The organism is Methylobacillus glycogenes JCM 2850 (genome assembly GCF_000617925.1).
GTDB lineage: Bacteria > Pseudomonadota > Gammaproteobacteria > Burkholderiales > Methylophilaceae > Methylobacillus > Methylobacillus glycogenes.
Window position 1 is genome coordinate 318,068 of record NZ_BAMT01000002.1, and the last position, 26,860, is coordinate 344,927.

The window sequence follows — 26,860 nt, forward strand, 5'->3', positions numbered from 1 at the left end:
GCAGCTATTCGCCAACCTGTAGCAGCAAGCCTTTGCGTCTGGCGATATGGAAATAGCCTAAAAAGATGGCAATGCCGCCCGACAGGTAAATCACATTCAGCCCCGCCGCCCATAGCATGTGCTCGGCGATGAATCTATGTTCGGTCAATAGCGCGCGCATGCCTTCAAACACATGGCTGGCAGGCAAGGCCCAGGCGATAGGTTGTAGCCAAGTGGGCAGCACGGACACCGGGTAGAAAATTGCACATAGCGGCTGTATGGCAAATACGCTGACCCAGGCCACACTCTCCGCCCCCATGCCATAGCGCAGCACAATGCCAGAGACAATCAGCCCTATGGCCCAGCCCATGATGATGAGGTTGAGGAAGAAAGCAATCAGCGGCAGGCCAATATCGTAGATGTTGTAATGGAACAACGGAATGGCAATCAGCGTGGCACCACCTATGCCTATCAGCGTGCGCAGCAAGCTCATGAACAACAGTGAAGCCACCATTTCATAAGGCCGTAAAGGGCTAACAAAGAGATGGCCCAGATTGCGCGACCACATCTCCTCCATGAATACCAAGGCTATGCCCATCTGGCCGCGGAACAGCACATCCCATAGCAATACTGCGGATAACAGAATGCCGCTGGCCTGGGCAATATAGCTGCTGTTGTTTTGCAGAAACAGGGTGATAAACCCCCACAGGACCATCTGCACCGTAGGCCAGTAGACCATTTCCAGCACGCGAGGCCAGGAGGAGCGCATCAGGTAAAGATGACGCAATGCCACGCCGCCGATGCGGCGCAAAGAGAAAGCAACATCCTGGCTCATGCTTGCTCCTGGTTATGACTATTGTGGCGGGCGATATCGATAAACACTTCTTCCAGGCTGCTGCGGCCATAGGCGCTGATCAGCGCTGCGGGTGTGCCAGTGTGCACCACTTGTCCCTGGCGCATCATGATGACATCGCTGGCCATGCGTTCCACTTCCGACATATTGTGTGAGGCCAGCAGTATGCTGGCGCCTGTCCTGGCCTGATACTGCTCCAGATAACTGCGTATAGAGTCCGCCGTATCCGGGTCCAGCGAGGCTGTGGGTTCATCCATCAGCAATAGTTCGGGTTCATTAAGCAAGGCCTTGGCGAGTGAGACTCGGGTTTTCTGCCCTGCGGACAATTGCCCATATTTGCGATCCAGTAGCGACGAGAGGTTAAGCGCATCAGCCAGTTCTTCTATGCGCTGCCTGAGTTTGGGCAGACGGTAGAGGTGACCATAGACAGTGAGGTTCTGGCGTATGGTCAGACGCTGTGGCAGATCCACATAGGGGGAAGAAAAATTCATGCGGTGCAGCAATCGATAGCGGTGCTGCAGCATGTCCTCCCCCAGAATGCGTATCTGCCCCTGACTTGGCACCAGCAAGCCCAGCAGCATGGCAATAGTGGTGGTTTTGCCCGCGCCATTGCCACCCAGCAAGGCTGTGGTGACGCCGCGTCTGGCGCGGAAGCTCAGGTTATTGACCGCTTGCACCTGATCGAAATATTTATACAGGCCGCTGACCTCAATGACAAAATCCCCGCTCATATCAGGCTCCATAGCATCTTCAAGCCGACGATGTAGAGCAGCAGCGCAAACAATCTTTTCAATACGGGCACTGGCAAGCTATGCGCCAATTTTGCCCCTAGCGGCGCTGTGAGCATGCTGGCTATGGCGATGCCCGCCAGGGCTGGCAAGTAAAGATAGCCCACGCTATAAGGGGGTAGGTTGCCCACCGCGAGGCCTGTGATGATAAAACCTGCTGTGCCCGCGATTGCAATAGGCAGGCCAACCGCAGCGGAAGTGCCTATGGCATAGCGCGCATTGAAGTTGCAATAGATGAGGAAAGGCACAGTCACCGAGCCACCCCCTATGCCGACCAAGCTTGAAATCACACCGATAAAGCCACCCATCAAGGCGATACCTGTCTTACCCGGAAGTTGTCTATGCGCGGCAGGGGTGAAATTCATGATCATCTGCGTGGCAATTAGCAACACAAACACGGCGAAGATGCTCTTGAGTAAGAATGTATTCATCTGGCCTGCCAGCACCGCGCCCAGCAAGGTGCCTATGATGATGCCAGGTGCAATCTGGCGTACCACCTGCCAATTCACATTTTGTTTGGCGTGATGGGCGCGGGCCGAGGAAATGGACGTCAGAATGATGGTGGCCAGCGAAGTACCCAGCGCCATGTGCATGATGTGATGCTGGGGAAAACTCAGGCTGGAAAAAATAAACACCAGGATGGGCACAATCACCGTGCCGCCTCCTACGCCCAGCAGGCCGGAGAGAACGCCAGAAACCGCCCCTGCGGCAAAATACAATACAAATTCCATCATGGTTTAATGCAGCATCCTCTTGGTTAAGTGCGGGTGTTTGTTGATGTGCTGGCTGAGAGCAAACCGCCTGGCAATTGCCTGCGCGGCGCTAAGTTTTTAGCGGCGCGAAGATAGCCGGGCAATGGCATCACCCAAGGCCGAGCCATGCAATTCAGCCGCGAGTTTTTCTAGGCTGGCGGCCGCCGCAGGGCTGAGCGTGCGTGGCGGTTTGGCTGGCTTGTTGTGGGTAGATTTGACTTGCACTTCCACCCGAATTGAAGTAACTTCAAGCCCTTGTTTTTGCAGCCAAAGTATCAAGCTTGGCAGCATTATTTTGATTTTGGCAGCCACGGCGCCGTTGTCGGCATAGACCGTCAAGCGCTTGTGCGTAATGCTCCCGGCCTGGTATAGGGTTTGAGCGCAGCGGGTACGATAGCATTCCATTTTTGCTGTGAAAGCGTCAGTTTTTCCGCCTGCACAGACAGTGCGGCTAGTTCGGCGTTTCCAGTAAATAAAGCACTAATCCGCAACATGCCGGCATTTCTCCCAAAGGTAAGCTAGAAGGGAAGCTATGAACATAATTTTGGTATCCAGCAGCAGTGCCAAGACAAGAAGTGTGTCACTCAAGCTGGTGCTATTGGTATTTGGGCTGGCCAGTCTGTTGCCCGTGGCCTTGGTCTGCGCACTTATTTTGCCACAGGCGCAACATGAGCACCAAGGAGTAATCAAGCGACTGCCCACGACGTTCAACCTGGTGTTCGCCAGTGAGCAGGCGCATATCGATGCCCTGGCGCAGCAACTGGGCGAGGTTGAGGCCAAGCTGGTGCGCCTGGATGCATTGGGCAGCAGATTATCTACCTCGCTGGCGTTAATGAAGGTGAAGTAGATGCCTTGCCACCCGGGCGCGGCGGGCCGGAAATCAGCGCGCGCAAGATGTCCGAGAGCGAGTTGAAACAAAAACTGGATGAGCTGACGCAATCTATCGATGTGCGCAGTGACAAGCTCAGTCTGCTGGAGGCCCTGATGCTACAGCATAGGTTGCAAGCCAGCACCCTGCCCAGTGCCATGCCTACCGATGTGGCTTATAACTCCTCCAGCTATGGTTGGCGGGTTGATCCTTTTTCCGGACAGATGGCGTTTCATGAAGGCCTGGATTTTGTGGCAGAGACTGGCACGCCTGTGTATGCTTCTGCCGGCGGTATCGTAACGGCTGCAGAGCAGACTGCCGACTATGGTAGAATCGTCAAGATTGACCATGGGGCGGGGATTGAAACCCGTTATGCCCATGCCTCCGAGTTGCTGGTGAAAGCCGGGGATAGGGTGGAACGTGGTCAACTGATTGCCCGAGTAGGCAGTAGCGGTCGCTCTACCGGGGCGCATCTGCATTTTGAGGTGCGCTTGAATGGCGCGGCGCTTGATCCGCGCAAATACCTGCTAAGTTTGAAATGAGTTGTTGAATTTGCTGTATTGAAATTGATGTCCTTGAACCTAATCTATAGTCCAAGCTAACCTAAGAGGTTCCGTGTAGTCGGAAAATTGGTGTCACTTCATGTTATCCGCGTTGTTCAAAAAAATCTTCGGTAGCCGTAATGACCGGCTGGTAAAACAATACGCACAGAACGTCCGTGCCATCAATGCGCTGGAACCCAGTATGCAGGCCTTGAGCGATGCCGAGCTGCAAGCCAAGACTGAGGAGTTCAAGCAGCGTTACCAAAAGGGTGAAACACTGGAGCAGTTGTTGCCGGAAGCTTTTGCCGTTGTGCGTGAAGGTGGTCGCCGTGTGCTGAACATGCGCCATTTTGATGTGCAGCTGATAGGCGGCATGGTGCTGAATGCGGGCAAGATTTCTGAAATGCGTACCGGGGAAGGTAAAACCTTGGTCGCGACATTGCCAGCCTACCTCAATGCGCTGACTGGCAAGGGTGTGCACGTGGTGACGGTCAATGATTACCTCGCCAAACGTGATGCGGAATGGATGTCGCGCCTGTACAACTTCCTGGGCTTGAGCGTGGGTATCAACCTCTCGCAACTGCCGCACGACGATAAGCAAAAGGCTTACGCTGCCGATATCACCTACGGCACCAATAACGAATTCGGTTTCGATTACCTACGCGACAACATGGTCTTCACCTCTGAAGAGCGTGTGCAACGCGGCCTGAACTACGCCCTGGTCGATGAAGTGGATTCCATTCTTATCGATGAGGCACGTACCCCGTTGATCATTTCCGGCCAGGCTGATGATAGCGTTGATCTCTATAAACAGATGAATGGCATTGCCGCCAAGCTGGTACGCCAAGAGGCGGAAGATGGCGAAGGCGATTTCTGGGTAGATGAAAAATCCCATCAGGTACTGCTTTCCGAGCAAGGCCATGAGCACGCAGAAGCTCTGTTGGCAGAAGCAGGTCTGCTGAGCGAAGGCAGCAGCCTTTATGACGCAGCCAATATTAGCCTGGTGCACCATATGTACGCCTCGCTGCGTGCGCAATCCCTGTATCACCGCGATCAGCACTATGTGGTGCGCGATGACGAGATTGTCATTGTTGATGAATTCACTGGCCGTATGATGGCAGGCCGCCGCTGGTCTGATGGTCTGCATCAGGCGGTGGAAGCCAAGGAAGGCGTGGCCATCCAGAAGGAGAACCAGACCCTGGCCTCCATCACCTTCCAGAACTACTTCCGCATGTACGGCAAGCTTTCCGGCATGACCGGAACTGCCGATACCGAAGCATTTGAGTTCAGCCAGATTTATGGCCTGGAAACCGTAGTGATTCCGCCACACCGCGTGTTGCAACGTAAAGACCAGATGGACAAGGTCTACCGCACCTCCAAGGAAAAATACAATGCGGTAATCGAAGATATCAAGGAATGCCAGAAGCGCGGTCAACCCGTCCTGGTTGGCACTACCTCGATTGAAAACTCTGAATTGATTTCCAAGCTGCTGAGCGAAGCCAAGCTTGAGCACCAGGTGTTGAACGCCAAGCAGCACGAGCGCGAAGCTCATATTATCGTGCAGGCGGGCCGTCCTGGTGTGATCACCATCGCCACCAATATGGCGGGTCGTGGTACCGACATCGTGCTGGGTGGTAACCCAGAGCCGGAAATCACCGCTGTGGAACAAGATGAAGCTTTGTCCGAAAGCGACAAGGCCGAGAAAATCGCCAAGCTCAAGGCGGAGTGGCAAGTGCAGCATGATGCCGTGCTGGCTGCAGGTGGCTTGCACATCATAGGTACCGAGCGCCATGAATCACGCCGTGTAGATAACCAGTTACGTGGTCGTTCCGGCCGTCAGGGTGACCCTGGCTCCAGCCGCTTCTACCTCTCGCTGGAAGATCAGCTGCTGCGCATCTTTGCCTCTGACCGCGTTTCCGCGATCATGGAACGTCTGAAAATGCCTGAGGGCGAAGCCATTGAGCATCCCTGGGTCACACGCGCGATTGAAAACGCCCAGCGTAAGGTGGAAGGCCGCAACTTCGATATCCGCAAGCAATTGCTTGAATATGACGATGTGTCCAATGACCAGCGCAAGGTGATTTACCAGCAGCGTAATGAATTGCTTGAAGCCGCCGATGTAGGTGAAACCATCGCCGTAATGCGCAGCGATGTGATTCATGACTTGGTCGCTACGTATATTCCCCCAGAAAGTCTGGAAGAGCAGTGGGATATCCCCGGTCTGGAAAAAGCCTTGCAGGCCGATGTGGGCTTGGAAATTCCTTTGCAGAAAATGCTGGCAGACAACCCCAACCTGCACGAAGAAACCCTGCGCGAGCATATTCTGGATGCCGCCAGCAGCGCTTATCAAGCCAAGGAAGCGCAGGCATCAGCCAGCGTCATGCGCCAGTTTGAGCGTGCGGTCATGCTGCAAAGCCTGGATAACCATTGGCGTGAACACTTGGCTGCGCTGGATCATCTGCGTCAGGGCATACATCTGCGTTCTTATGCACAGAAAAACCCCAAGCAGGAATACAAGCGTGAAGCTTTTGCCCTGTTCTCCAGCCTGCTGGAAACCGTCAAGCGTGAAGTGACTCAGGTCACCATGCTGGTCAAAGTGCAGAGCGAGGCGGACGTTGAAGCCGTGGAAAAGCCTGCTGAGCTGGAAAATATTCAATATCAGCATGCTGATTACGATGAGGCGCTTGCCAATACCGACGCAGATAGCGAAGCTCCTCAGGGTGTACTGCCATTTGAACGTGACGGCATCAAGATTGGTCGCAATGACGCTTGCCCTTGCGGTTCTGGCAAGAAGTACAAGCAGTGCCATGGCAAATTGAGCTAATGCAAACCGAGCTGATGCAGCGCGACGAGCCTGTTGCCTCGCCCTGTGTTGGCTTGTGCGCGCTGGATGATCAGCGGCAATATTGCTTGGGATGTCAGCGCCATCTGAATGAAATTCGGGCCTGGCGCGGCATGAGTGAGGATGAGAAGTTAGAGGTTTTGCAAGCAATTGCTGAGCGAAAACTTGGCGCTGAGGCCAAGCCCGCACTATAAAAAACGCCGGTATTCCCGGCGTTTTTTGTTTCTATGCTTTCAAGTCTAGTGCAGGCGCACTAGCGGCATAGCACTGCTGAATGCGGTAGAATCAGACCTTTGCCATTTCAGTCGAGCAAGCCATGCCAGTCAATCTAGTCGCGCCCGAAGCGCAATCCCTGCAGGCAGTTCCGGGTGTAGAACTCGGGATTGCCAAAGCCCATATCCGTAAACCTGATCGTAAAGACATGTTGGTCATGCGCTTGGCTGAAGGTAGCAGCGTGGCTGGTGTTTTCACCAAAAACCGTTTCTGTGCAGCGCCCGTCACGCTGAGCAAAAAGCATTTGGCTGATGCTGCAGGCATACGTGCCTTGGTGGTGAATACAGGCAATGCCAATGCTGGCACGGGTGAGCAGGGTATGCAGAATGCTCTGGCTACCTGCGAGTCTCTGGCTAAGCTGCTGGGTGTTGCCAGCAATCAGGTTTTGCCATTCTCCACGGGTGTAATTCTAGAACAATTGCCCATGGCCCCCTTGCTGGCAGGCTTGCCGCAGTGTGTGGCCAATCTGGCGGAAGATCACTGGTTTGATGCAGCAGAAGCCATCATGACCACGGATATTGTCTCCAAAGGCACATCGCGCCAAATCACCTTGGCGGGCAAAACCGTGACCATTACTGGTATCTCCAAGGGCTCGGGCATGATCCATCCCAACATGGCGACCATGCTGGGCTATATTGCCACCGATGCCGCCATCAGCCAGTCTGCGCTGGAGGCCTTGATAGATCATGCGGTCAACAAATCCTTCAACTGTATTACGGTTGATGGGGATACTTCTACCAATGACTCCTTGATCCTGATTGCCACTGGCAAGGCAGGCAATGCCGAGATCAGCGATATCAGCCATGCCGATTACCTGACGCTGCGTGATGTTATGACCGAAGTGGCGGTTGAGTTGGCACAAGCTATCGTGCGCGATGGCGAAGGTGCGACCAAGTTCATGACCATTAATGTTGAAGCTGGCCGCGATGTGGAAGAGTGCCGCAAGGTGGCTTATGCCATTGCGCATTCACCTTTGATCAAAACCGCTTTCTTTGCCTCAGACCCTAATCTGGGCCGTATTCTGGCAGCCATTGGCTATGCAGGCGTAGCCGACCTAGATGTGAATGCCATGTCGCTTTATTTGGGTGATGTGCTGGTGGCTGAGCATGGTGGCCGTGCGGTTAGCTACAAGGAAGAGCAGGGCGCAGCCGTGATGCAACAAGCCGAGATTACTGTGCGTGTGGTGCTGAATCGCGGTAGCGCTGAGGCTACTGTCTGGACTTGTGATTTTTCCTATGATTATGTACGCATTAATGCGGACTATCGCAGCTAAGGTGAGTTGTGGCAGATTTTGAAGCAGTAGGTTTTGAAAAGCTGCTGGCACGCGCAGAAGCCGTGCTGGCGCGCCTGGAGCAGTTTTTGCCTGCGCCAGCAGCGGCCCCGGACTGGAATGCCAAAGCCTGGCGCTGGCAAGTGCAGCATGGCCGTGGCCAATTGGTCGCGGTTGAGCATCCGCACTTTATTAGTCTAGCAGACATCCGCAACGTGGATGAACAAAAAGCCGAAATTGTGCGTAACACCGAGCAGTTTGTGCGTGGCCTGCCTGCCAATAATGTGTTGCTGACTGGTGCTCGTGGCACTGGCAAGTCTTCCCTGGTCAAGGCTGTGCTGGGTGCTTATGCAGCGCAAGGTTTGCGGCTGGTTGAGGTGGACAAGCAAGACCTGGTGGCCTTGCCTGATATCGTTGCCTTGCTGCGGGAGCGCCCAGAACGCTTCATCATTTTTTGCGATGACCTTTCCTTTGAGTCTAGCGATCCAGGCTATAAAGCGCTCAAAGTGGTGCTGGATGGTTCTATCTCTGCTACCTCAGATAACGTGGTGGTGTATGCCACCTCTAATCGTCGGCATTTGATGCCGGAATATATGTCGGAGAATCTGGAGTATCAGCGCCATGGTGATGAAATCCGCCCTGGCGATACCACTGAAGAAAAAGTCTCGCTCTCCGAGCGCTTTGGTCTTTGGCTATCCTTCTACTCCTTCAGTCAGGATGAGTATCTGACGGTAGTCGTCCAGTGGCTCAAGCATTATGGCGTTGACAGTGGTGCGGATAAGGGTATGGACCCGGGTGTGGATCATATGGCTGAAGACATCCGTGCTGCGGCCCTGCTGTTCTCTCATACCCGTGGTGCTCGCAGTGGCCGCATCGCCTATCAGTTTGCGCGTGATTATATCGGGCGACTGGGTTTACAAGGTGCGTTGCCGGGGCATAAAACAGCATGAATGTAGTCCACGCCGCAGTGGCCGTGTTGGAACGTGCAGATGGCATGGTATTGCTCGCCGAGCGTCCAGAAGGCAAGCCCTGGGCTGGCTGGTGGGAGTTTCCTGGCGGCAAGATAGAAGCCGGGGAGCAGGCGCTGGATGCCCTGGTGCGCGAGCTGCAAGAGGAGCTGGGCATAGTGGTCACCCAAGCAACCCCCTGGCTGACCCGGCACTTTGAATATCCGGAACGCCAGGTGCAACTGCACTTCTTTATGGTGCGCGGCTGGCAAAACGAGCCCCAGGGGTGCGAAGGCCAGCGTCTGAGCTGGCAGCAGGTTTCCAAGTTATCCGTAGGCCCTATGCTACCTGCCAACGAGCCCATATTGGCGGCATTAAGCCTGCCTGCGGTCTATGCCATCAGCAATGCCACGGAGATGGGCGAGGCTGCGTTTATCAGCGCGCTGCAAGTAGCGCTGGATAATGGCCTGCAACTGCTACAGCTACGCGAGCCTGGGTATGCGGCTCCGGTCTTGCAAGCGCTGGCTGAGCAGGTGCTCACACTGGCGCAACCATATGCTGCGCGCATACTCCTGAACGGTGAGGTAGAAACTGCCCGTGCCTGGGGTCTGCATGGCGTGCATCTTTCTTCTAAAGCCTTAATGGCGATGCAGCAGCGGCCTGAAGCTTTGTTGTGTGCGGCATCTTGCCATGATGCCGCGCAATTGCGCCAGGCGGAAAAGCTAGCGCTGGATTTCGCCGTACTTTCCCCGGTGCTGCCTACCCTCAGTCATCCTGGTGCTAGCACCTTGGGCTGGCAGGGTTTTGCTGAAGTGCTGGCAGGCAATAGCCTTCCGGTCTATGCCTTGGGTGGCATGCAGCCGCAAGACTTGAACACCGCGCGTCAGCATGGCGCGCATGGCATTGCCATGCAAAGAGCGGTGTGGCTGGGAGATCAGGCTTGAAGCGGGCTGCTATTGTCTTGGCTGGGCTGGTGTTGGCCGTTATCCTGGCTTATTGGCTGTTTGCGGCTAAGGCAGAGCGTGAGATTGCAGCCCAGGTCATACCCTGCGCTGAGTTAACGCAGGGCTGTAGCCTGCCTGGCATCAAGGTGCAGGCGCTACAAACGCCCAGTGCCATGAAGGCGTTTGCTGTGGAAGTAGCCACCGCAGATGCTGCGACCATAACGGCGCGTTTTGAAATGCGTGATATGAGCATGGGGTTGAACCAGTACCGCTTTCTTGATCAGGGAGCAGGGCGCTGGCTGGCCAATGTCACCTTGCCTGTCTGCGTGGACGGGCGTAGCGATTGGTTGATGCTGCTGGATGTCACTTCAAAAGCAGGCAAGCTGCAAAGATATCAGGTGGCGTTTGCTGCACCTGCCGAGCAATCGGGTGCTGGTCATGAGCACCATCATGCGCATTAGAGCCTGATCTAGTAGTCTTCTAGATCGTCAGCTTTAGGATTGTTATCGGGGATGCGGTAGTTTTCGCTGGCCCATTGCCCTAAATCTATCAGGCGGCAGCGTTCAGAGCAGAAGGGGCGTGAGGGGTTGTTGCTGCCGTATTCTGCCAACTCTCCACATTGTGGACATGGCACCAGGCGTTTCTTACTAGTTACAGGCTGCGTACTCATAGATTCAATATTTATAAACTCAATACTTAGAGATTACACAGGGTCAGAGAGAAGCTGATGTCCTGATCACAGGGACGCGGTCGCTGAGCATTGTCTAGGCTGTTGAAGCGAATATTGATGGCGTACTTGTTGGCACTAACTTCGGGGAAGCAGGGCATGTCATCGGCAATCTCCACCCTGAGCATTTGCGCTGGCTTGGCACCGCCCAGCATTTGCTGGAATGCACCGTTGCTTGCCACCATGCTGGTGGTAGCGCCGCTGCCGCGCAGGATATGCAGAATGATGCGTATTGCATCATACAAGGGCATCAAGGGGCTCATCCAGGTCAGCAAATCATGCTTGCGGCGCTCGCTGCTGAGGCCTAGCCAATAATGATAAGAGGGCAGATCGAATTCACAGACGCCGCCAGGAATGACCGAGCGCTGCTTGATGCTCATCAGCCATTCGTTATCGCGCAGGGTTTGGCCCAGCTTGCCTGTGGTGTTGCGCAAAGGGCGTGCGGCATCTTCGATATCGGTGACCAGATCGTTGAGGACTTGTTCTTCTATGGAAGGGTTGCCGCGCAGATTGTTCATGACCATCTTCTGACGGTCCAGCTCTTGCAACAAATCTACTTTGAGTTCGGCTCTGTCTATGATGTCCAGAATCTGGAAAATCGATAACAGCGTGCAATGATGCAGGAACTCGTGCTCACCATCGAGGTTATGCAAGACTTTTAGAAACAAGTCTTCCAAACGCAGCAGGGTACGAATGCGTTCGTTAAAGGGATAATCGTAACTTGGCACGGCTTGCTCGAGACTAATCCGTTGTTATAGTGAGTTATTGTAGATTATCAGATTTATTCGCTAACTGCGCAAGCCTGAATGAATTTTTCATGTATTTGCTGCACCTTCTGCTCTAGTTCCTCAATGCTGCCATTGTTATCAATAATGTCATTGGCCAATGCGCGACGGAAACTGCGTGAGGCCTGGGCGGCAATAATGGAACGTACCATTTTCTCGGTGAAGCCATTCCGGTTCACCACGCGGCTAATCTGATTTTCTTCAACACAATCAATCAGCAAGGTACGATTGACGATGCCTTCATAGCGATTGGATTCGAAGAACAAAGGAATGGCAAGTATTTGGTAAGGTGCCTGGTTATAGCTCTCCAGCTCCTTGATCGCCTCGGTGTGAATTGCCGGATGCAGAATAGATTCTAGCAATCTGCGATCTGCATCACTGGAGAAAATACGGTCGCGTATCTTGCCCCTGTCCATGGCGCCATCGGCGGTGACATACTCACGGCCAAAAGCTTCACCTATGCGTGCGACCAAGGGCTGGCCTGCTGCCGTCAGTCGGCGTGAGATGACGTCTACATCCACCACAGGCACACCTAGCTCGGCGAATATTCTTGCTGCCTCGCTCTTGCCTGCCCCTATACCCCCTGTCAGTCCAATCACGTACATATGGCTTATCCTAGATAGAGTTGTGAGAGTTGTTGACCAAAAAACAAGGCAGCAATTCCCCCCAAGGCCAGATACGGCCCGAATGGAATGGGTTTTTCGCGCCCATGTTTGCTTAAGACGATAAGCAGTATGCCTATGATGGAGCCTGCAATTGAAGACAGCAAAATGACGGCGGGAAGCAGTTGCCAGCCAAACCAGGCCCCAAGTGCTGCCAATAGTTTGAAGTCGCCATAGCCCATGCCTTCTTTGCCAGTGACCAGCTTGAACAGCCAATACACTGCCCACAGAATCAGATAGCCCAAGGCTGCGCCTATCACGGCGGAATTGAGATCGGTAAAGCCGTTGTTGAGATTGTAGAGCAGCCCTAGCCATAGCAATGGCAGGGTGATGTCGTCAGGCAGTAAATAGGTATCAAGATCTATAAAGGTCAGCGCGACCAAAGCCAGAATGATGACCCAGGAGGCGATAGCCATGCTGGAATAGCCGAAGTGCCAACTGGCAAGGCCGAACAGCAGTCCGGTCAGGGCTTCTACCAAGGGGTAGCGCGGGCTAATGGGGGTGCGGCAGTGCCTGCATTTGCCACCAAGTACCAGATAGCTGATTACGGGAATGTTTTCCAGCGCGCCTATGGCGTGCTGACATTTGGGACAGGCGGAGCGTGGGGTTACCAGGTTGTAGCGTGCTTGTTCGACGGGGGCTTGGCCCTCTGCTTCCAGCCGCTCTTGTGCCCAGGCCAGTTCCATCATGCGCGGCAGTCTATGGATAACCACGTTGAGAAAGCTGCCCGTCATCAGGCCCAGCAGTACCGAGGTGCTAATAAACAAGGCCGGGCTTGCTTGCAGTTCGGCCAAGAACGCGAAAATAAAATCAGGCATAAGCGGCTTGTAGGTAAACTTTTCGCATCATCTCACCGTTATATAAGTATGGCAACGCACTTATTGCTGGCAAGGCAGTCATCCAGAGTGCAGGGCTTGAAATTAAGCGTTGTCGTCGCCAGTTTATTGTTGAGTGTGTAGATGTGAATGTAGTACTTGCAATCATTGACAAGCAATATAACCTGAAAGGAACGCACATGTTAGAAACAGGAGCACAAGCCGGATGGGATGCCCCAGTTGTTTGCCGCGTTGAGGTGGATTTGTCGGGGTGGTTGCAACAGTTGACCGGGCGTTCAAATTGGGAAGTCTATGATGAGTCTGAGGATGAGACTTATATGAGCTTTGCCATGCGTCAGGGGCGTCAGAAGGCAGAGGTGACGCTGTATCACAATGGTTACGCCATGGTGGATGTTGATGGCGAGTCGCTGTTTGACGGGGCTTTAACCCCTGCCACCAGTGAATGTGCTCACCTGAGCTATTACCATGCGGACAGCGGCGATTTGATTACGCTGAATTAAATTAATCCAGGTCTAGCGCCATATATGGGCGCTAGAAGCTGCGGTTGACGGCAAACTCCGCCAACTGCAGCAATGCCTGGTGGTAGTTTGAATCTGGTAAATGCGCTATTGCGTCACATCCTAGCTGCGATTCTTTTCGCGCCAGCTCACGTACATGTTCCAGCGCCCCTGTGCTGTTCACCGCAGCAATCACCGCAGGAAGCTCTTCCAAGCCACCACCTTCAATGGCATTTCTGATGACCTGATGCTGGGTAGCTGAGCCATGGCGCATGGCATATAGCAAGGGTAGGGTGGGTTTGCCTTCTGCAAGGTCATCGCCCAGGTTTTTGCCGATTTCGTCACTATTGCCGCTGAGGTCAAGCACATCGTCAATTAATTGGAAAGCAGTGCCTAGCGCATGCCATATTCGGCCATGGCGGCTTCATCCTCAGGGCTGGCCTGGCAGATGATGGCACCCAGGCGCGTAGCAGCTTCAAACAATTTGGCGGTTTTGAAGTGGATGACTTTAAGATAGGCATCGTCAGTGATGTCTGCATCATTGACATTGAGCAATTGCAGCACTTCACCTTCGGCGATGGTGTTGGTGGCATCTGATAGCACTTCCATCACGCGCATATTCTTGACGCCTACCATCATCTGGAAAGTGCGGGAATAAACAAAATCCCCAACCAGCACGCTGGCGGCATTGCCAAACAAAGTATTGGCGGTGGCCTTACCTCTGCGCATGGCGGATTCATCGACCACGTCATCATGCAGCAGGGTGGAGGTATGTATCAGTTCAATCACGGCTGCAAGCTGGTGATGGTGCGGGGCTATCTGCCCCAGGGTGCCAGCTGAAAGCAACACCAGGGCAGGCCTCAGGCGCTTGCCACCACTGTTGACGATATAATCGGCAACCTGGTTGATCAGGACAACATCAGAATGCAGGGATTGGCGGATGACAGCATCGACTTTCTGCATGTCTTCGGCGATACAGGATTGAATAAAAGCTAGGGACACGTGTGGCTGCCAAAAATAATTCTGCCGATTCTAACATAGGGCGCTACATCTATAGGATGTATAGCCCCGGCTGCTTGCAAGCGCGATATATTAGCCTGAATTGAGCTCAAGATTTAGCTATGGGTACAAGTCTGTGAATAGCATTTGCTTTCCGGATTTATTTCCGTATAATGCCCGATTCATTTGAATGCGTAGCAAACGAGGCATAACCATGTATGCAGTGATCAAAACTGGTGGCAAACAATATCGCGTAGCCGCTGGAGACAAGCTTAAAGTAGAGAAGTTGGTTGGTGATGTCGGCAGTGAAATCACTATCGACAAGGTATTGTTGGTATCCGATGGTGAAAACACAACTATCGGTGCTCCATTGGTTAAGGGTGCTAGCGTACAAGCTAAGGTTGTGGCTCACGGCCGCGCCGACAAGGTGCTGATCTTCAAGATGCGCCGTCGTAAGCACTACCGTAAGACTCAAGCCATCGCCAGAGTTTTACTGAAATCCAGATCGAAAAGATCGCGGCTAAGTAAGGAGTATATAAATGGCACATAAAAAAGCAGGCGGTAGTTCCCGTAACGGTCGCGACTCAAATGCACAGCGACTGGGCGTTAAGGCTTTCGGTGAGCAAGTAGTTTCAGCTGGCAGCATCATCGTGCGTCAGCGTGGTACCAAGATGCACCCAGGTGAAAACGTGGGCATCGGCAAGGATCACACCTTGTTCGCCAAGGTTGATGGCAAAGTGGCCTTCTCTGTGAAGGGCGCACTGCGTCGCAAGCTGGTCAGCATCATTCCAGCTTAAGTCTGGCGTGATTCAGGAAAAGCCTATCGGTTCGATAGGGCTTTTTTATTTCAAGCGTTATTATGGATATCTGTCCTTAGCAGATAGCACACACATGAAGTTTATTGACGAAGCCACGATCAAGGTTTACGCCGGAGATGGCGGCAACGGTGTTGCCACTTTCAGGCGTGAAAAGTACGAAGCCATGGGCGGCCCCAATGGTGGCGATGGTGGTCGTGGTGGCTCCATCTATATGATTGCCGATCGCAATATCAACACCCTGGTGGATTACCGCTACACGCGTTTATTCCGCGCCCAGCGTGGCGGTAATGGTCGTGGCTCGGATCAATATGGTGCTGGCGGTGACGACATGGTGTTGCGTGTGCCTGTGGGCACGGTGATTAGCGACAAGGCCACGGGTCAGGTTCTGGTTGATCTGGCCGAGCATGATCAAAAAGTCATGGTGGCCAGCGGTGGCAAGGGTGGCTTGGGCAATATTCACTTCAAGTCAAGTACCAATCGTGCGCCACGGCAATGTACCAAAGGTGAAGAGGGTGAGGAGTTTGAGCTTTACCTAGAGTTGAAGGTGCTGGCCGATGTGGGCTTGCTGGGTATGCCCAATGCCGGGAAATCCACTTTTATACGTTCGGTCTCGGCGGCCAAACCCAAGGTGGCAGATTATCCCTTTACTACCCTGCACCCCAATCTGGGTGTGGTGCGTGTTGATGCCAATCGCAGCTTTGTGATTGCCGATGTGCCTGGTTTGATTGAAGGTGCTGCTGAAGGTGCAGGTCTGGGCCATCAATTCCTGCGCCATCTGGCACGCACGCATTTGTTGCTGCACTTGGTAGATCTGGCGCCATTTGATGATGCGGTAGACCCTGTGCGCGAAGCGCGGGCCATCGTTGAAGAGCTGAAAAAATACGACGAAGAGCTATACAACAAGCCACGCTGGCTGGTGCTGAACAAGGTGGATATGCTGCCTGACAGCGCTGAACTGGTGGCTAAATTCGTCAAGGAATTTGGCTGGGAGGGGCGTTGTTTCTCCATCTCAGCATTGACTGGTACAGGTTGCCGCGAATTGACCTATGCCATCATGGAACATGTGGAGGCCAATCAGGCCGCCGCGCTGGCCGATACTGGCCCAGTAGTGTAAGCAGGGCGGGCGTGATGACATCCTTGCTGTTGAATGCGAAGTGTCTGGTGGTCAAGGTCGGTTCCAGCCTGGTGACCAATAATGGGGCAGGTCTGGATCAAGCTGCGATAGCCGCCTGGGCTGATCAAATTGCCCGCTTGGTCAAAAGTGGCAAACAAGTGGTGCTGGTCTCCAGTGGTGCAGTGGCCGAAGGCATGCAGCGCCTGGGCTGGAAAAAACGCCCGGTGGCAATCAATGAGCTGCAAGCTGCTGCCGCCGTAGGTCAGATGGGCTTGGTGCAGATGTATGAATCCTGCTTTGCTGGTTATGGCCTGCATACTGCGCAAATACTGCTGACCCATGCTGATTTGGCAGACCGCAAACGCTACCTCAATGCGCGCACTACGCTGCGCACCTTGCTCGATCTGGGCGTGATTCCCATCATCAATGAAAACGATACCGTCGTTACCGATGAAATTCGCTTTGGTGATAACGACACCCTGGGGGCTTTGGTCGCTAACCTAATCGAAGCCGACGCCCTGGTGATACTTACCGATCAATCCGGGCTTTATTCTGCCGACCCACGCAAAAATCCTGATGCCGTGTTTATTCAGCAAGAGCAAGCAGGTAACCCTGAGCTGGAAAAAATGGCGGGCGGTGCAGGCACGCTGATAGGCAGTGGTGGCATGCTGACCAAGATTCTGGCAGCCAAGCGCGCAGCGCGCAGTGGCGCGCATACCATTATTGCCTCAGGTCGGGAGACCGATGTCTTGACGCGCTTGGCTCAGGGCGAGCTGATAGGTACGCATCTTAGCGCAGGCCAGGTCAAAACCCTGGCGCGCAAGCAATGGCTGGCCGATCATCTGCGCCTTGCAGGCCGGGTGGTGCTGGATGATGGCGCTGCCCATGCCTTGCTGCAGGGCGGGCGTAGTTTATTGCCTATAGGTGTGGTTAAGGTTGAGGGTAATTTTGAGCGCGGCGAAGTTGTGGCCTGTGTCGATATTTCCGGCAAGGAAATCGCCCGTGGTCTGGTCAATTATAGTGCGCTAGAGACGGCACGCATTTTGCGTAAGCCTAGCAGCGAAATAGAACACATACTTGGATATGTCGATGAGGCGGAGCTGATTCATCGAGATAACCTGATTCTGGTTTAAGGGGAAAATATGTCCACACCAAAAGTAGCCATTATCATGGGCTCGGATAGCGATTGGCCAGTAATGCGCCTGGCGGCACAAATGCTGGCGGATTTTGGCCTGGAATATGAAGCACGCGTGGTTTCCGCGCACAGAACACCAGACCTGATGTTTGAGTTTGCCGAAACCGCAGCCGATCGCGGTATTCAAGTCATTATTGCTGGAGCAGGGGGCGCTGCCCACTTGCCCGGCATGGTCGCTGCGAAAACCACTTTGCCAGTGCTGGGTGTGCCTGTGCCATCGCGCCATCTGCAAGGTCAGGATTCGCTGCTATCCATTGTGCAAATGCCTAAAGGTATACCCGTTGCTACGTTTGCGATCGGTGAAGCTGGGGCTGCCAATGCAGGTTTATTTGCTATCGCCATTCTGGCTACCACTGAGCCTGCTTTGGCACAAAAGCTGGCTGATTTCCGTGCCGCGCAAACGGGGCGCGTGCTGGAGATGAGCTTGCCAGACCAGCCCTAAGCAACTAATCCTGGGCTGGCTTAGAAAATCAGCCTTAGCCAATTAGACTTAGCCAGCGTTGTAGCCTTAGCCTGCCAGTGACTGTGTTGTTACCAGTCCTGCATAGGCCGCGCTTAATATTGAATTGAAGGAGTAAGTGTGAGTAGTGTGAATTCAAGCCAAGCTATTTTGCCTCCAGCCACGCTGGGTATGCTGGGTGGCGGCCAACTGGGCCGCTTCTTCGTCATTGCCGCCCATGAAATGGGCTACAAGGTAGTGGTGCTGGACCCGGACAAAAACAGCCCGGCGGGCAAAATTGCCGATCTGCATATCTGCGCAGCGTTTGATGACCAAGAAGCTTTGACCAAGCTGGCGCAAGCGTGTGCTGCGATTACTACTGAATTTGAAAACGTGCCAGCGGCTACGCTGGAGTTCCTTGCGCAGCATCGCACGGTGCGGCCCGCAGCAGCGGCTGTAGCCATTGCGCAGAATCGTGTGGCCGAGAAAAACTTTATACGCGATGCAGGCTTGCCTGTAGCGCCTTATGCGGTAATCAATAGCGCGGATGACATACCTGATGAATCCAGCAGTCTCTACCCTGCCATTCTGAAAGTGGCACGCTTTGGCTACGATGGCAAGGGCCAGGCCAGGGTTGCTACCCCGGCGCAGGCGCGTGAAGCTTTTGCCACTTTCAAGGCGGAGACTTGCGTACTCGAGCGCATGCTCAAGCTGGATTATGAAGTGTCACTGGTGCTGGCGCGTGATGCGGCGGGTAATGTGGCAGCTTTCCCGCTGGCGGAAAATCAGCATCTCAACGGTATCCTGGATGTCAGCATAGTACCTGCGCGCGCTGATGCCGCCATACGCCAACAGGCCGAGCAAGTGGCTACCGAGATTGCCATCAAGCTGAATTATGTGGGTGTGATAGGTGTGGAGTTCTTCGTGAGCGAAGGCCGTCTGCTGGTGAATGAAATGGCGCCACGTCCGCATAACTCGGGTCATTACACTTTGGATGCCTGCGTGACCGATCAATTTGAGCAGCAGGTGCGGGTGCTCGCAGGCTTGCCCTTGGGTGATGCTAGGCTGCACAGTCCGGCAGTGATGGTAAACCTGCTGGGTGATATCTGGGGCGCTGGTGAGCCAGCCTGGAACAAGGCCTATGCTGAGTCAGGGCTGAAAATGCATCTCTACGGTAAGCATGAGGCGCGACCAGGCCGCAAGATGGGTCACTACACCGTGGTTGGCGAGTCCGCAGAGGCAGTATTGGCGACTGCGCTGCAGGTGCGGGCTGATCTAGCGTCGGTAAGTAGAAAAGTCTGGGCAAGGGCGGTGTACACACTGGCCCTTTTCTTGATTGGGGTTGGCCCTGATTGGGACTGGTTCTGATTGGGACTGGCTCAGTGGATATGAATTCGCCGCATATATTGATGCGCGATTATTTAGCGCAATAAAAAAGCCGGGATAACCCGGCTTTTTTACACAAGTAACGCAGTACTGATTAGGCCAGAGCTTGATCGAAGCGCTAAGACGGCTCTTATGGCGAGCTGCCTTGTTCTTGTGGATAATTTGCTTGTCTGCAATGCGATCGATCACGCTCACGTTTTCGTTGAACACGATTTGTGCTGCAGCTTTGTCGCCGGCTTCAACCGCTTTGATGATCTTCTTGATCGCGGTACGCAGAGCCGAGCGCAAACTTGCATTGTGGGCGCGTTGCTTGACTGCCTGACGTGCACGCTTTCTCGCCTGTGCGCTATTAGCCATGGATATTCCCTAAATAAGTTAACAAAATACGAAGCCAAGCATATTAACTAATATTTGGAATGAATGCAAGAATCAAGTCAATTTGTTCCGTAAGCTCTTGCACGGACATGTTAAAATCGCCGCTGGCAATGTCCCTGTAAAGACCTCAATTATCTCATGATGCGTGTGCAATGAATCTGTTGAAAGCGTTGGCTGCTGTCGGGAGCATGACTTTTGTTTCCCGCATTCTGGGGTTTGTCAGGGATACGTTGATTGCCCGTGTGTTTGGCGCTGGTGTTTACACCGACGCTTTCTTTGTTGCCTTCAAAATCCCCAATCTCTTGCGCCGCCTGTTTGCTGAAGGCGCATTCTCTCAGGCTTTTGTGCCTGTGCTGGCTGAATACAAAAATAGACGGGGGCATGAAGCCACCCAGGATTTAGTAAGCAAGGTTGCCACCTTGCTCGGACTGGTGCTCATGTTGGTCACCGCGCTAGGTATGCTGGCCGCCCCGCTGATTGCCTATATCAGCGCGCCAGGCTGGGCCCATAGCGAGCCAGAGTCATTGGCCTTGACCATAGACATGCTGCGCGTGATTTTCCCTTATATCCTGCTGATTTCCCTGGTTTCGCTGGCAGGCGGTGTGCTCAACACCTATAGCCGCTTCTCTGTGCCAGCCTTCACCCCGGTGTGGCTCAATCTGGCGTTTATCATCGCCGCCTTGTTCTTCGCGCCTTATTTTGATCCCCCCATCATGGTGCTGGCCTGGGCGGTATTTGCTGGCGGGCTGCTGCAATTGGGGTTTCAACTGCCTTTCCTCTGCAAGATAGGCATGTTGCCACGTCTGCGTCTGGATCTGCATGATGAAGGTGTCTGGCGCATTCTGCGTTTGATGGGGCCTGCGGTATTCGGTGTGTCGATCGCCCAGCTGTCTTTGCTCATCAACACTATTTTTGCCTCTTTCCTTGAGAGTGGCAGCGTGTCCTGGCTATATTACGCCGACAGGTTGATGGAATTCCCCACTGGGCTGTTGGGTGTGGCGCTGGGCACCATACTCTTGCCCAGCCTCTCCAAGAGCGTGGCAGATAAAGCCGAGCATGAGTATTCCTCCCTCTTGGATTGGGGCTTGCGTCTGACATTGATGTTGGCCTTGCCAGCGGCCGTGGCTTTGGCGGTATTGTCTGTGCCCCTGGTGACTTCGCTATTCCATTACGGCGCCTTTGCCGAGCATGATGTCTGGATGACACGTCAAGCCTTGATGGCGTATAGCCTGGGTTTGCTGGGCCTGATTCTGGTTAAAGTGCTGGCCCCGGCTTTTTATGCGCGGCAAAACGTCAAGACTCCGGTCAAGATTGCGCTGTTCACCTTGTTGGCAACCCAGCTCATGAATCTGCTATTCGTTGGTTGGCTGCATCACGCCGGGTTGGCGCTGGCGATAGGCTTAGGCGCTTGCATCAATGCCAGCCTGCTGTATTACTACCTGCGCCGTGCAGGCACTTACCAACCTTTGCCGGGCTGGGCGGCTTTCCTGCTGCGCGTGCTGTTGGCACTGATATTGATGGGCCTGGCCCTTTGGTTTGCCGCAGGCACTAGCGCCAGCTGGTTGCATGCTGATCTCTGGCATAAATTGTTGAAGCTGTCCGGTTTGGTGGCGTTGGGCGTGCTGGTCTATTTTGGTAGTCTGTGGGTATTGGGTTTGCGTATCCACGATTTCATCAAACGTGCTGCTTAAAGGCTGAAACCACGACCATGCAGATATTCAGACATTTTCATCAGGCAGCCAATTTTCCGCTGGCAGTGGCCATAGGCAATTTCGATGGCGTGCACCTGGGGCATCAAGCCTGTTGCAACGCCTGATAGAAGTGGCCGCTGCGCAAGGCCTGAAATCCGCCGTGATGACGTTTGAGCCGCACCCGCGCGAATTTTTCACCCCTGAGCGTGCGCCTACACGCTTGACCTCGCTGCGCGAAAAGCTGGAGTTGTTTGCCGAAGCCGGGGTGGACTATGTCTATGTCTGCCATTTCAACCGCCGCTTTGCCGCTATGACAGTGCAGGATTTTATGCAAAATATTCTGCGCAATGCCATGGACGCGCGCGCGATATTAGTCGGCGATGATTTCCGTTTTGGCGCAGGCCGCCAGGGCAGCAAGGAAGATTTTGTCAACGCGGGTTTTAGCCTGCAGAGCCAGCCTCAGGTAGATCTGGATGGCCAGCGTGTATCCAGTACTGTAGTGCGCGAGGCTTTGGCACAGGGTAGGCTGGATGAGGCCGCACGACTGCTGGGCAGGCCCTATAGCATCAGTGGCAAGGTGGTGCATGGTGATAAGCTGGCGCGTGAGCTGGGTTACCCCACCGCCAATATCCATATGTTGCATGAGCGCCCACCGCTGATGGGCATCTATGCGGTAAAATTGGCAGGCTTGGGCGAGGGGGCAGCAAGCGACTTGCCCGGCGTTGCCAGCCTGGGCGTGCGCCCCACCGTCAAGCAGAATGGCAGACCCACACTGGAAGTGCATGTGTTCGACTTCAACGGCAATCTCTATGGGCGGCATGTGCGCGTGAAATTCCTGCACAAGATACGCGACGAGATGAAGTTCGATAGTCTGGAAACCCTCAAGTACTGGATTGCCAAGGATGCAGAGCAGGCCAGGGCATACTTCCAGTTATCCCCGCAGAATTAAGCACTGCAAGAGTTGAATGCTAGATTTAAATACTTTTTGAACATTGTTTTGAAACGATACTGATGAGCGAAAACACCAAGTACAAATTGAATTTGCCTGAAACCAGCTTCCCTATGCGTGGCGATCTGGCCAAGCGCGAGCCCGCCTGGCTAAAGCGCTGGCAAGAACAGCAGGTTTATCAGCGCATACGCAACGCACGCAAGGGTGCGAAGAAATTCATTTTGCACGATGGCCCTCCCTACGCTAACGGTGCTATCCACCTGGGCCACGCGGTGAATAAAATCCTCAAGGACATCATCGTCAAATCCAAAACCCTGTCGGGTTTTGATGCGCCTTATGTGCCAGGCTGGGATTGCCATGGCCTGCCTATAGAGCTGGCGGTGGAAAAACAGCATGGCAAGGATATCCCCGCCGCCAAGTTCCGCGAGCTGTGCCGTGCCTATGCCGCTGAGCAAGTGGCCAAGCAAAAGCAGGATTTCATACGCCTAGGTGTACTGGGTGATTGGGATAATCCCTATCTGACCATGGATTTCACCACCGAGGCCGACATCATGCGTGCCCTGGGGGATATCTATAGTAACGGTTACCTCTATCAAGCTCCAAGCCCGTGCACTGGTGCGTGGACTGTGGCTCTGCCCTGGCCGAGGCTGAAGTTGAGTATGAAGATGTCAACTCGCCTGCGATTGATGTAGGTTTCAAGTTTGCTGACAGTGCCGCGCTGCAAGCTGCTTTCAATGTCACGCTGGCTGCTGACGCTTATGCCGTGATCTGGACCACCACACCCTGGACGTTGCCCGCCAACCAGGCCGTCAGTGTGCATCCAGAGCTTGAATATGACTTGATCCAGACCTCACGTGGGGTGCTGGTGCTGGCGCATGCCCTGGCTGAAGCCACACTGGCGCGCTATGGCGAAACCGATACCCAGCTGCTGGGCTCTGCCACAGGGGCTCAACTCAAGGGTCTGCTGTTGCAGCATCCTTTCGATCAAAGACAAGTTCCCATCATCACCGGTGAGCATGTCACCACCGATGCCGGTACTGGCTTGGTACACACCGCTGCCGCGCACGGTAACGATGACTGGTTGGCCATGCGCGCCAATTATCCAGACGAAAAGCCACGCATACTGCTGGGCGGCGATGGCCGCTTCTTCACTAGCGAGCTGGTGGAGCTGGCAGCGATACGCGGTCTTAACCGCCAAGAAGCCAACAAGGTCATACTCACCGTGCTGCAAGAGCAGGGCGTGCTGATGGCCAGCGCGCGTCTCAACCATAGCTTCCCGCATTGCTGGCGTCACAAGACACCGCTGATGCAGCTAGCGACACACCAATGGTTTATCGGCATGAACCAGGCTGGAGAACAAGGCAAGACCTTGCGCGAGTTGTCGAATAAAGCCGTGGACGACACCGCCTTCTTCCCCGCCTGGGGCAGAGCACGTCTGGAAGCCATGATCAAGAATCGCCCGGACTGGTGCGTATCACGCCAGCGTAACTGGGGCGTGCCCATGCCTTTCTTTGTGCATAAAGAAACGGGTGAGCCGCATCCAGACACCTTGAAGCTGCTGGAAATTGTGGCGCTGCAAGTGGAACAGCAAGGCATAGAAGCCTGGTTCTCACTTGATGGCGATGCTTTCCTTGCCCAGCACGCGCCAAGCAATGCCGCGCAATACCGCAAGATCAGCGACACTTTGGATGTGTGGTTTGATTCCGGTGCAACCCATGCTGCCGTACTCAAACGCAGGCCAGACCTGCAAAGCCCGGCTGATCTCTATCTAGAGGGTTCAGATCAGCACCGAGGCTGGTTCCAGTCTTCACTGCTGACGGGTTGTGCGATTGATGGTCATGCGCCTTACCACGCCTTGCTCACCCATGGTTTCACCGTGGATGAGAAGGGCTACAAAATGTCCAAATCACGTGGCAACGGCATAGAGCCGCAGGATATCTGCAACCGCCTGGGAGCTGACATGCTGCGTTTGTGGATAGCCTCCACCGACTATTCCGGTGAAATGTCGCTGTCTGAAGAAATTCTCAAGCGCGTGACCGATAGCTATAGACGTATCCGTAACACCTTGCGCTTCCTGCTGGCCAACCTGGCTGATTTTGATGCGAGCAAGGATTTGTTGCCTGTGCATGAATGGCTGGAGCTGGATCGCTATGGCCTGGCGCTGACCAGCCAGTTGCAAACCCAGGTTGTTGCCGATTTTGACCGCTATGAATTCCACCTGGCGGTACAAAAGCTGGTGGGCTTTTGCTCTGAAGAACTGGGTGGCTTCTACCTCGATATCCTCAAAGACAGGCTCTACACCTCGGGCACCGAGTCACACGCAAGACGTTCTGCGCAAAGCGCGCTCTACCACATCACCCATGCGCTCATGCGTTTGATGACGCCTATCCTCAGCTTTACCGCCGATGAAATCTGGCAGACCCTGGGCCTGGACGCCAACAGCACCGTGTTTGAAGAAACCTGGTATACCCTGCCTGAGCATGGCTTGGATGATGCCACGCTGCAAGCCTGGAAGACTGTGATTGAGGTACGCAATATCTCCAACAAGGCCATAGAGAATGAGCGTGCCCAGGGCCATATAGGCGCCTCCCTGCAATCCGAGCTGGATATCTACGCCCATGGCGCAGAGCTGGCAGCGCTGACGCGCTTGCAGGACGACTTGCGCTTTGTGCTAATGAGCTCACGCGCAACCGTGCATGAGCGCGAAGGTGAGTTGGATGTGGTGGTTAACGCCAGTACCCATGTCAAATGCGCACGCTGCTGGCATTACCGTGCCGATGTAGGCAGCCATGCCGAGCATGGCGATATCTGCGCGCGTTGCGTTTCCAATCTGTTTGGCAAGGGTGAGTCCAGGCATTATGCGTAAGCCTTGGACCATGCGGGCGTGGCTGGTACTCAGCGCCGTGGTGATTGCCCTCGACCTCTATAGCAAGCATCTGGTGGTGCAGGCTTTTGAGTATGGAGAGCATTTAAGCCTGACATCCTTCTTTGATCTGGTGCGCTACCACAATGAAGGTGCAGCCTTCAGCTTCCTCGCAGGGGCAGGCGGCTGGCAGCGTATCTTCTTCAGCGTGATTGCGCTGGGGGCGTCTATTGTCATCATCCGCCTACTGCGCAAGCATCCCGGACAAACCCAGTTCTGCCTGGGCTTGTCCCTGGTGCTAGGTGGTGCGCTGGGTAATCTTTATGACCGCTTGACGCTGGGTTATGTGGTGGATTTTTTGTTTTTCCACTATCAGGAATACTACTGGCCAGCGTTTAACGTCGCCGACTCGGCGATTTGTGTAGGCGTGGTATTGCTGGTGTGGGATAGCTTCAAGCGCAAGGCTTGAGGTTGATAGACGTGATTCGCAAGGGGGAGCTAGCGCTCCCCTTTATTTTTTGGCGAACAACTTGCTGACCAGCGTCACACCCAGCAGCACCAAAGCGCCTGCGACTATGCCAACCAAGGCATCAAACAGCAAGGACAACAGCAAGCCTGTTCCTTGACCTGTCACTCCCAGCGCCAAGCTCAACTGTTCAGCCAAGTGATGCAAGGGCGGTAAGCCATGGCTGAGTATGCCACCCCCCACCAGAAACATGGCCGCTGTCCCTGCAATCGATAACCCCTTCATCAGCAAGGCGCGCCTGCCAGCAGGCCACGGCCCAACAAGCGCAACGCGCTGTTGCTGGAGCGGTTGAGCACTATGCCCGCATCATCAAGTTTCACTATGCCTGCCACCAAACCATAAACGCCCACGGTCATGAGCAGCGCTATACCCGCCAGCACCATGATTTGCTCGCTTAAGGTCGCCGTGGCAACTGTACCCAGAGTGATAACGATAATTTCGGCAGAGAGAATGAAGTCTGTGCGTACTGCGCCCTTGATCTTGTCTTGTTCGTAAGCGCTGATGTCACTGGCGGAGGATGCTTCGCTCAGCGCTGGGCTGGCTTCAGGCTTGCCGTCCTCGTGTGGTAACCATTTATGCGCGAGTTTCTCGAAGCCCTCGTAGCAAAGAAAAGCTCCCCCCAGCATCAGCAAGGGCAAGACCGCCCAGGGGATAAAGCTGCTGATCAATAAGGCGGCAGGCAGCAGTATGGCTTTGTTGAGCAGTGAGCCTTTGGCGACTGCCCACACTACAGACAATTCGCGGTCAGCGCGTATGCCGCTGACTTGCTGCGCATTCAGCGCCAGGTCATCGCCCAGTACCCCAGCGGTTTTCTTGGCAGCGACTTTGGTCATGGCAGAAACGTCATCCAGCAAGCTGGCGATGTCGTCTATCAGGGTGAGCAGATTGCTGGCGGCCATGCGGAACTCAAAGGAAATTTAGGTGCGAGCAGCATAGCATG

General features: G+C 54.3%; 24 protein-coding genes and 6 pseudogenes. 19 read left to right on the forward strand and 11 right to left on the reverse strand.

The window, feature by feature from the left end:
• Positions 1-4: 4 nt before the first annotated feature.
• The 4 genes from JCM2850_RS05355 to JCM2850_RS17325 all read right to left on the reverse strand — a co-directional run bounded on the left by JCM2850_RS05355 (position 5) and on the right by JCM2850_RS17325 (position 2,777).
• Complete coding sequence (locus JCM2850_RS05355) at positions 5-814, reverse strand: ABC transporter permease (RefSeq protein WP_025870301.1); 810 nt, start codon at positions 812-814, stop codon at positions 5-7.
• Complete coding sequence (locus tag JCM2850_RS05360; protein ID WP_088177736.1) at positions 811-1,563, reverse strand: ABC transporter ATP-binding protein; 753 nt, start codon at positions 1,561-1,563, stop codon at positions 811-813. Before JCM2850_RS05360 ends, JCM2850_RS05355 begins: the two co-directional genes overlap by 4 nt.
• Positions 1,560-2,354, reverse strand: coding sequence for a sulfite exporter TauE/SafE family protein (locus JCM2850_RS05365; RefSeq protein WP_369384832.1), 795 nt, complete (start codon positions 2,352-2,354; stop codon positions 1,560-1,562). Before JCM2850_RS05365 ends, JCM2850_RS05360 begins: the two co-directional genes overlap by 4 nt.
• A gap of 96 nt (positions 2,355-2,450) precedes the next feature.
• Positions 2,451-2,777: a DciA family protein gene (locus JCM2850_RS17325; RefSeq protein ID WP_234406105.1), complete on the reverse strand. Its 327-nt coding sequence runs from the start codon at positions 2,775-2,777 to the stop codon at positions 2,451-2,453.
• 127 nt (positions 2,778-2,904) lie between these two features.
• Here JCM2850_RS17325 and JCM2850_RS23820 point away from each other — a divergent pair, with 127 nt between their 5' ends.
• From JCM2850_RS23820 to JCM2850_RS20365, 8 genes are all read left to right on the forward strand, one after another.
• The gene (locus JCM2850_RS23820; RefSeq protein WP_369384833.1) at positions 2,905-3,219 is read left to right on the forward strand and encodes a hypothetical protein; all 315 of its coding nucleotides are present in this window, start codon (positions 2,905-2,907) and stop codon (positions 3,217-3,219) included.
• Positions 3,220-3,224: 5 nt separating this feature from the next.
• Positions 3,225-3,782, forward strand: coding sequence for a M23 family metallopeptidase (locus JCM2850_RS23825; protein ID WP_369384834.1), 558 nt, complete (start codon positions 3,225-3,227; stop codon positions 3,780-3,782).
• A 100-nt stretch (positions 3,783-3,882) separates the two neighbouring features.
• A complete protein-coding gene (gene secA, locus JCM2850_RS05380; protein WP_025870307.1) occupies positions 3,883-6,606 on the forward strand; it encodes a preprotein translocase subunit SecA in 2,724 nt (907 codons plus the stop codon).
• Entirely contained in the window at positions 6,606-6,818 is a 213-nt protein-coding gene (locus tag JCM2850_RS05385) for a DUF1289 domain-containing protein (protein WP_081774962.1), read from the forward strand. The genes secA and JCM2850_RS05385 overlap by 1 nt, the downstream gene beginning before the upstream one ends.
• A gap of 122 nt (positions 6,819-6,940) precedes the next feature.
• On the forward strand, positions 6,941-8,170 hold the full coding sequence (gene argJ, locus JCM2850_RS05390; protein ID WP_025870311.1) for a bifunctional glutamate N-acetyltransferase/amino-acid acetyltransferase ArgJ: 1,230 nt from the start codon (positions 6,941-6,943) through the stop codon (positions 8,168-8,170).
• Between the two features lie 8 nt (positions 8,171-8,178).
• The gene (locus tag JCM2850_RS05395) at positions 8,179-9,117 is read left to right on the forward strand and encodes an ATP-binding protein (RefSeq protein WP_025870313.1); all 939 of its coding nucleotides are present in this window, start codon (positions 8,179-8,181) and stop codon (positions 9,115-9,117) included.
• Positions 9,114-10,058, forward strand: a complete 945-nt coding sequence (locus tag JCM2850_RS05400) for a Nudix family hydrolase (RefSeq protein ID WP_025870315.1) — start codon at positions 9,114-9,116, stop codon at positions 10,056-10,058. The genes JCM2850_RS05395 and JCM2850_RS05400 overlap by 4 nt, the downstream gene beginning before the upstream one ends.
• Positions 10,055-10,519, forward strand: coding sequence for a hypothetical protein (locus tag JCM2850_RS20365; RefSeq protein ID WP_025870317.1), 465 nt, complete (start codon positions 10,055-10,057; stop codon positions 10,517-10,519). The genes JCM2850_RS05400 and JCM2850_RS20365 overlap by 4 nt, the downstream gene beginning before the upstream one ends.
• An 8-nt stretch (positions 10,520-10,527) precedes the next feature.
• On the opposite strand, the gene JCM2850_RS05410 is transcribed toward JCM2850_RS20365, so the two are convergent.
• The 4 genes from JCM2850_RS05410 to JCM2850_RS05425 are packed head-to-tail and all read right to left on the reverse strand — an operon-like array spanning position 10,528 to position 13,050.
• On the reverse strand, positions 10,528-10,728 hold the full coding sequence (locus JCM2850_RS05410) for a DNA gyrase inhibitor YacG (RefSeq protein ID WP_051525285.1): 201 nt from the start codon (positions 10,726-10,728) through the stop codon (positions 10,528-10,530).
• 26 nt (positions 10,729-10,754) lie between these two features.
• The gene (gene zapD / locus JCM2850_RS05415; protein ID WP_025870321.1) at positions 10,755-11,513 is read right to left on the reverse strand and encodes a cell division protein ZapD; all 759 of its coding nucleotides are present in this window, start codon (positions 11,511-11,513) and stop codon (positions 10,755-10,757) included.
• 53 nt (positions 11,514-11,566) lie between these two features.
• Entirely contained in the window at positions 11,567-12,175 is a 609-nt protein-coding gene (gene coaE, locus JCM2850_RS05420; RefSeq protein ID WP_025870324.1) for a dephospho-CoA kinase, read from the reverse strand.
• Between the two features lie 5 nt (positions 12,176-12,180).
• On the reverse strand, positions 12,181-13,050 hold the full coding sequence (locus tag JCM2850_RS05425; protein ID WP_025870325.1) for a prepilin peptidase: 870 nt from the start codon (positions 13,048-13,050) through the stop codon (positions 12,181-12,183).
• A gap of 197 nt (positions 13,051-13,247) precedes the next feature.
• Here JCM2850_RS05425 and JCM2850_RS05430 point away from each other — a divergent pair, with 197 nt between their 5' ends.
• The gene (locus tag JCM2850_RS05430; RefSeq protein ID WP_025870328.1) at positions 13,248-13,568 is read left to right on the forward strand and encodes a hypothetical protein; all 321 of its coding nucleotides are present in this window, start codon (positions 13,248-13,250) and stop codon (positions 13,566-13,568) included.
• Between the two features lie 31 nt (positions 13,569-13,599).
• Here the strand turns inward: JCM2850_RS05430 and JCM2850_RS17340 are convergent.
• Positions 13,600-14,528, reverse strand: a pseudogene (locus tag JCM2850_RS17340) (polyprenyl synthetase family protein).
• A 250-nt stretch (positions 14,529-14,778) separates the two neighbouring features.
• Here JCM2850_RS17340 and rplU point away from each other — a divergent pair.
• From rplU to JCM2850_RS05465, 6 genes and pseudogenes are all read left to right on the forward strand, one after another.
• Positions 14,779-15,092, forward strand: a pseudogene (gene rplU, locus JCM2850_RS17345) (50S ribosomal protein L21).
• Positions 15,093-15,103: 11 nt separating this feature from the next.
• Positions 15,104-15,361: a 50S ribosomal protein L27 gene (rpmA, locus tag JCM2850_RS05445; protein WP_025870331.1), complete on the forward strand. Its 258-nt coding sequence runs from the start codon at positions 15,104-15,106 to the stop codon at positions 15,359-15,361.
• Between the two features lie 94 nt (positions 15,362-15,455).
• The gene (gene cgtA, locus JCM2850_RS05450) at positions 15,456-16,496 is read left to right on the forward strand and encodes an Obg family GTPase CgtA (RefSeq protein WP_025870333.1); all 1,041 of its coding nucleotides are present in this window, start codon (positions 15,456-15,458) and stop codon (positions 16,494-16,496) included.
• 14 nt (positions 16,497-16,510) lie between these two features.
• Positions 16,511-17,629, forward strand: a complete 1,119-nt coding sequence (gene proB / locus JCM2850_RS05455) for a glutamate 5-kinase (RefSeq protein WP_025870335.1) — start codon at positions 16,511-16,513, stop codon at positions 17,627-17,629.
• A gap of 9 nt (positions 17,630-17,638) precedes the next feature.
• On the forward strand, positions 17,639-18,133 hold the full coding sequence (gene purE / locus JCM2850_RS05460) for a 5-(carboxyamino)imidazole ribonucleotide mutase (RefSeq protein ID WP_025870337.1): 495 nt from the start codon (positions 17,639-17,641) through the stop codon (positions 18,131-18,133).
• A gap of 147 nt (positions 18,134-18,280) precedes the next feature.
• Positions 18,281-19,498 (forward strand): 5-(carboxyamino)imidazole ribonucleotide synthase, encoded by a 1,218-nt coding sequence (locus JCM2850_RS05465; RefSeq protein ID WP_081774963.1) that lies wholly within the window; start codon positions 18,281-18,283, stop codon positions 19,496-19,498.
• Positions 19,499-19,621: 123 nt separating this feature from the next.
• Here the strand turns inward: JCM2850_RS05465 and rpsT are convergent.
• Positions 19,622-19,873, reverse strand: a pseudogene (gene rpsT, locus JCM2850_RS23830) (30S ribosomal protein S20); the annotation flags it as partial.
• A gap of 170 nt (positions 19,874-20,043) precedes the next feature.
• On the opposite strand from rpsT, the gene murJ reads away from it, so the two are divergent.
• From murJ to lspA, 4 genes and pseudogenes are all read left to right on the forward strand, one after another.
• A complete protein-coding gene (murJ, locus tag JCM2850_RS05470; protein WP_025870341.1) occupies positions 20,044-21,582 on the forward strand; it encodes a murein biosynthesis integral membrane protein MurJ in 1,539 nt (512 codons plus the stop codon).
• A 17-nt stretch (positions 21,583-21,599) separates the two neighbouring features.
• A pseudogene (locus JCM2850_RS17350) lies at positions 21,600-22,531 on the forward strand (bifunctional riboflavin kinase/FAD synthetase).
• A 62-nt stretch (positions 22,532-22,593) separates the two neighbouring features.
• Positions 22,594-25,397: pseudogene (gene ileS / locus JCM2850_RS17355) on the forward strand (isoleucine--tRNA ligase).
• Between the two features lie 10 nt (positions 25,398-25,407).
• On the forward strand, positions 25,408-25,863 hold the full coding sequence (gene lspA / locus JCM2850_RS05485) for a signal peptidase II (protein WP_088177737.1): 456 nt from the start codon (positions 25,408-25,410) through the stop codon (positions 25,861-25,863).
• Between the two features lie 42 nt (positions 25,864-25,905).
• Here the strand turns inward: lspA and JCM2850_RS17360 are convergent.
• A pseudogene (locus JCM2850_RS17360) lies at positions 25,906-26,819 on the reverse strand (DUF808 domain-containing protein).
• Positions 26,820-26,860: the final 41 nt, after the last annotated feature.